Annotated in this window: 4 protein-coding genes; 3 read left to right on the forward strand and 1 reads right to left on the reverse strand. The window is 61.1% G+C overall.

The window, feature by feature from the left end; genetic code table 11:
• Window positions 1-50 precede the first annotated feature (50 nt).
• Window positions 51-1835 (forward strand): IlvD/Edd family dehydratase, encoded by a 1785-nt coding sequence (locus ACRER8_RS14325; RefSeq protein WP_431746902.1) that lies wholly within the window; start codon window positions 51-53, stop codon window positions 1833-1835.
• A gap of 141 nt (window positions 1836-1976) precedes the next feature.
• On the opposite strand, the gene ACRER8_RS14330 is transcribed toward ACRER8_RS14325, so the two are convergent.
• Window positions 1977-2882 carry a LysR substrate-binding domain-containing protein gene (locus tag ACRER8_RS14330; RefSeq protein WP_431746903.1) on the reverse strand — a complete coding sequence of 302 codons (906 nt, stop codon included), beginning with the start codon at window positions 2880-2882 and terminating at the stop codon, window positions 1977-1979.
• A 132-nt stretch (window positions 2883-3014) separates the two neighbouring features.
• Between ACRER8_RS14330 and ACRER8_RS14335 the strand changes: the two genes are divergently transcribed.
• Both ACRER8_RS14335 and nfsB read left to right on the forward strand, forming a co-directional pair.
• The gene (locus ACRER8_RS14335; RefSeq protein ID WP_431746904.1) at window positions 3015-4022 is read left to right on the forward strand and encodes a zinc-binding alcohol dehydrogenase family protein; all 1008 of its coding nucleotides are present in this window, start codon (window positions 3015-3017) and stop codon (window positions 4020-4022) included.
• 97 nt (window positions 4023-4119) lie between these two features.
• Window positions 4120-4773 (forward strand): oxygen-insensitive NAD(P)H nitroreductase, encoded by a 654-nt coding sequence (gene nfsB / locus ACRER8_RS14340; protein ID WP_431746905.1) that lies wholly within the window; start codon window positions 4120-4122, stop codon window positions 4771-4773.
• Window positions 4774-5137 lie beyond the last annotated feature (364 nt).

Consider the following 5137-nt stretch of genomic DNA (forward strand, 5'->3'; position numbering starts at 1 on the left):
CAGATATTTCGCGTATTGCAACACCCTTAACGACAAGAGAGACCCGAACCATGCCCACCACGCCCAAACGCCCTCTGCGCAGCCAGCAATGGTTCGACGATCCCGATCACGCCGACATGACCGCGCTCTACGTCGAGCGCTACATGAACTACGGCCTGACTCGCGAAGAGCTGCAATCCGGGCGGCCGATCATCGGTATTGCGCAGACCGGCAGCGACCTCGCCCCATGCAATCGTCACCACATCGAATTGGCGCAGCGCGTGAAGGCCGGGATTCGTGATGCGGGTGGGATACCGATGGAGTTTCCAGTGCATCCGATGGCCGAGCAGACCCGCCGCCCCACCGCTGCCCTGGATCGCAATCTCGCTTACCTCGGTCTCGTCGAAATCCTCCATGGTTACCCGTTGGATGGTGTAGTACTGACCACCGGCTGCGACAAGACCACCCCGGCCTGCCTGATGGCCGCAGCTACCACCGATCTGCCGGCCATTGTGTTGTCTGGCGGCCCGATGCTCGATGGTCGTCACAAAGGCGAGCTGATCGGCTCCGGCACCGTGCTCTGGCATGCGCGCAATCTGCTGTCGGCGGGTGAGATCAATTACGAAGGCTTCATGGAAATGACCACCGCCGCGTCGCCATCGGTGGGTCATTGCAACACCATGGGCACGGCGCTTTCGATGAATGCGCTGGCCGAGGCGCTGGGCATGTCGTTGCCCGGTTGCGCAAGCATTCCGGCCGCCTACCGCGAGCGCGGCCAGATGGCCTACATGACCGGCAAACGCATCTGCGATCTGGTGCGTGAAGATGTGCGTCCGTCGCAGATCATGACCCGCGAAGCCTTCGAAAACGCGATCGCCGTCGCGTCCGCGCTGGGGGCGTCGAGCAACTGTCCGCCGCACCTGATCGCCATCGCCCGGCACATGGGCGTCGAGCTGAGCCTTGAGGATTGGCAGCGCATTGGCGAGGACGTGCCGTTGCTGGTCAACTGCATGCCGGCAGGCAAATACCTCGGCGAAGGTTTCCACCGCGCGGGAGGCGTACCGGCGGTGATGCACGAACTGCAAAAGGCCGGGAAGCTACATGAGGGCTGCGGATCGGTCTCGGGCAAAACCATCGGCGAGATCGTGCGCAACGCCGTTGCCCATGACGCCGACGTGATTCGTCCTTATGAGGATCCGCTCAAGCACCGCGCCGGTTTCATCGTGCTCAGCGGCAATTTTTTCGACAGCGCGATCATGAAGATGTCGGTGGTGGGCGAGGCGTTTCGCAAGACCTATTTGTCCGAGCCTGGCGCGGAGAACAGCTTTGAGGCGCGAGCGATCGTCTTCGAAGGGCCGGAGGACTATCACGCGCGCATCAACGACCCGACGCTGGAGATCGACGAGCGCTGCATTCTGGTGATTCGCGGCGCCGGCACCGTGGGGTATCCCGGCAGCGCCGAGGTGGTGAACATGGCGCCACCGGCCGAGCTGATCAAACAGGGCATCGACTCGCTGCCCTGCCTGGGAGACGGTCGCCAGAGCGGGACGTCGGCCAGTCCTTCGATTCTCAATATGTCCCCGGAAGCAGCTGTCGGGGGCGGTCTGGCGTTGTTGAAGACCAATGATCGGCTGCGTGTGGATCTGAATAATCGCAGCGTGAATGTGCTAGTCAGCGATGAAGAAATGGCCGAACGCCGCGCGCAATTCGAACCGAATATGCCTGCTTCGCAGACGCCGTGGCAGGAGTTGTACCGGCAATTGGTCGGGCAGTTGTCCACAGGCGGTTGTCTGGAACCTGCGACATTGCATTTGCGAGTGATTGCCAGGAGTGGCGAGCCGCGGCATTCGCATTGAGGAACGGGCCATGGACTCACCTCCTGTAGGAGCCGACTTAACTGGCGAATGTGGAGGGTCAGATACGTAATTTCATCTGATCCACCGCGTTCGCTAGCAAGCCGGCTCCTACAGCACGGCGCTCGCAGAGATTCCCCCCCGTCACAACAACCTAGGCAACCCCTCCTCCATCGCCACGAAGCGGCTCTTGAGCATCGAATGCAATTGCTGCACCGCAGGCGAAAACTGTTTACGGTGCGGGTATACCAGATTCAGCGGCGCGGGCTCGCCGGGGTAATCCGGCAGCAGCAATTCCAGGCGTCCGGCCAGCACGTCGTCCCTCACGTCGACCCATGACTTGTACGCAATACCTTCGCCCGCCACGGCCCAGCGCCGCACCAGATCCGCGTCATCGGTCAGCAGCGGGCCGGACACCGCGAAAACGCGCCCGCCCACCGGCCATTTGTCGTAGACGCGGCCGTTGAGGATGTACAGCAGGCAGTCATGTCGCAGCAGGTCGTCCGACTCCATGGGACGTCCCTTGCGCATCAGATAGTCGGGCGAGGCCACCAGCACCCGGCGATTCCAGGGCGCGAGCGGCATGGCGATGTAGTTCGCGTCCTCGATCACTCCGCTGCGAATCGCCACATCCACCGGGTCGCGAAACATGTCGGCGAGCTGATCGGAGACGAACAAGCGCAAGTTCAGCGCTGGGTGTTGCCGACGAAACCCGGTCAGCCACTCCAGCATCACGTTGCGCCCCAGATCCGAGGGCATGGCCACCTGCAGCGCGCCTTGCAGTTCGGCGCTTTCGCGGCGCAGTTTCTCGCGACCATCCCGCAACGTATCAAGCACCGCTTGTGCAGTCGGCAGGTACTGCTCACCTTCGGCAGTGAGGCGCAGGCTGCGTGTCGAGCGGGCAAACAGGCGGATGTCCAGGTCGCGCTCCAGACGCTTGATCGCCGCTGCCACTTGCCCCGGCAGCAAATTAACTTCGCGGGCGGCGTTGGAAAAACTGCCCAAAGCTGCTGTCCGAACGAATAGCGCCAGATCGTCGATGCGGATCATTTTCACTCCTGCTGTGAAAGTGTTGGCGCATTGTGCGGGTTTTTCTTGTTGATGGAGAAGAACAAGATAGGCCCACGTTTCAACGAACAGACTGTTCAGATCACCCACCTTCAACCCTTGAGAGAGAACGCCATGAAAGCCATCGCCTTCACCCAACACGGCCTGCCCATTGATGATCCGAAGTCGCTGATGGACATGGATCTGCCCAAGCCAACCCCCGGCCCGCGCGACCTGCTGGTGGAAGTGCGCGCCATTTCCGTCAACCCGGTGGACACCAAAATCCGCGCAGGCTCAGCGGCGACCGAGCCCAAAGTTGTGGGCTGGGACGCCGTCGGTGTCGTGCGCGAAGCCGGCAGCGAGGTCACGCTGTTCAAGGCCGGTGACGAGGTGTTCTACGCGGGCTCAATCGCTCGCCCCGGCAGTTACAGTGAATTTCACCTGGTGGACGAACGCATTGTCGGGCGCAAACCCACATCCATCGATAACGCCCACGCTGCAGCGCTGCCGCTGACGTCGATCACGGCATGGGAACTACTATTCGACCGCCTCGGCGTACAGGAAGGCGCGGGCGAAGGTGACAGTCTGCTGATCATCGGCGCAGGTGGCGGCGTGGGTTCGATCCTCGTCCAGTTGGCGCGTCAATTGACAAAGCTGACAGTCATCGGCACCGCATCGCGCCCGGAAACCCAGGAATGGGTCAAAGACCTCGGAGCGCACCATGTGATCGATCACAGTCAGCCGCTGGTGGCGCAACTGGAGAAAATCGGCGTCGGCCCGGTCAGCCATGTCGCCAGCCTCACTCACACCGACAGCTACTTCACGCAACTAATCGAGGCCCTGCGCCCACAAGGCAAGCTGGCCCTGATCGACGACCCGAAAACCCTCGATGTGGTGCCGATGAAGCGCAAGGCGCTGTCGCTGCACTGGGAGCTGATGTTCACTCGCTCGCTCTTTGAAACGCCGGACATGATTGCCCAGCATGAATTGCTCAACCGCGTGTCGAGCCTGATCGACCAAGGCGTTCTGAAGACCACGCTGGGCGAGCATTTCGGGGCGATCAACGCCGAGAACCTGCGCCGCGCCCACGCTGTTATCGAAAGCGGCAAGGCCCGCGGCAAGATCGTTCTCGAAGGCTTCTGATCGACTGTTCATCCCCTGTGCCGCATGTGAAGATCGGCGCCCCGTCGGCGCTGAATCACCGCTGCGTTCGACCATTTTTTCGTTTCGGAGAAAGACCGTGCAACTCACCGCACTCGCCAAATCCCGCTACACCACCAAAGCCTACGACAACGCCCGCAAGATCCCGCAGGAAACCATCGACACCTTGCTCGACCAGTTGCGTCACAGCCCGTCGTCGGTGAATTCGCAGCCGTGGCATTTCATCGTGGCCTCTGACGACCAAGGCAAGGCGCGCGTGGCCAAAGGCGCGGAAAGCGGCTTCGTCTACAACGAAAGCAAGATCCTCAACGCCTCCCACGTGATCGTGCTGTGCACCCGCACTGAAATGACCGAAGAGCATCTGCAGACCGTGCTGGCGCAGGAGGAGCGCGACGGCCGCTTCCCGAATGCCGACGCCAAGACCGGACAGAACAACATTCGCCGCGGCTACGTGAACATGCATAAGTATGACCAGAAGGATGTTCAACACTGGATGGAAAAGCAGACATACCTGGCCCTCGGCACGTTGCTGCTAGGCGCTGCATCGCTGGGTCTGGACGCTACGCCGATGGAAGGTTTCGATTTCAAGAAACTGGATACCGAACTGGGCCTGCGCGAGAAAGGCTTCACCAGCCTGGTGGTCGTGTCGTTGGGGTATCGTAGCGAGACTGACTTCAACGCCAAGCTGCCGAAGTCTCGGTTGCCAGCTGAGACTGTTTTTACCTTTTTGTAAACGCTTTAACTGTAGGAGCCGGCTTGCTGGCGAATGCGTCGGGTCAGACACATCCATGCCGACTGACACACTAGGTTCGCCAGCAAGCCGGCTCCTACATGGTTTGCGCTCAGCGCTGAATTCGCCTGGCGATGAATCCTGGCGAGAAACGTCCCCCGCCCGGCACCTCTCATTTGCCCTATTGTCCTCGTCTGCCAGTAACCTCCGGCGTCTCCCACAGGTATTGCGGCGTTGCGAAACCCTGTGGCTTACCCCGTATCACGGCGTCGCGAAACCCTCTAGCTCACCTCGTATTACTGTAGGAGCCGGCTTGCTGGCGAATGCGTCGGGTCAGACACATCCATGCCGACTGACACCCCAGGTT

Origin of the sequence: Pseudomonas sp. (assembly GCF_050739935.1) — a bacterium.
Taxonomy (GTDB): domain Bacteria; phylum Pseudomonadota; class Gammaproteobacteria; order Pseudomonadales; family Pseudomonadaceae; genus Aquipseudomonas.

Bases quoted from the DNA above. Each gene is read 5' to 3' on its own strand.
- ACRER8_RS14330 (WP_431746903.1), bottom strand. From the start codon at position 2,882: ATGATCCGCATCGACGATCTGGCGCTATTCGTTCGGACAGCAGCTTTG.
- ACRER8_RS14335 (WP_431746904.1), top strand. From the start codon at position 3,015: ATGAAAGCCATCGCCTTCACCCAACACGGCCTGCCCATTGATGATCCG.
- ACRER8_RS14325 (WP_431746902.1), top strand. From the start codon at position 51: ATGCCCACCACGCCCAAACGCCCTCTGCGCAGCCAGCAATGGTTCGAC.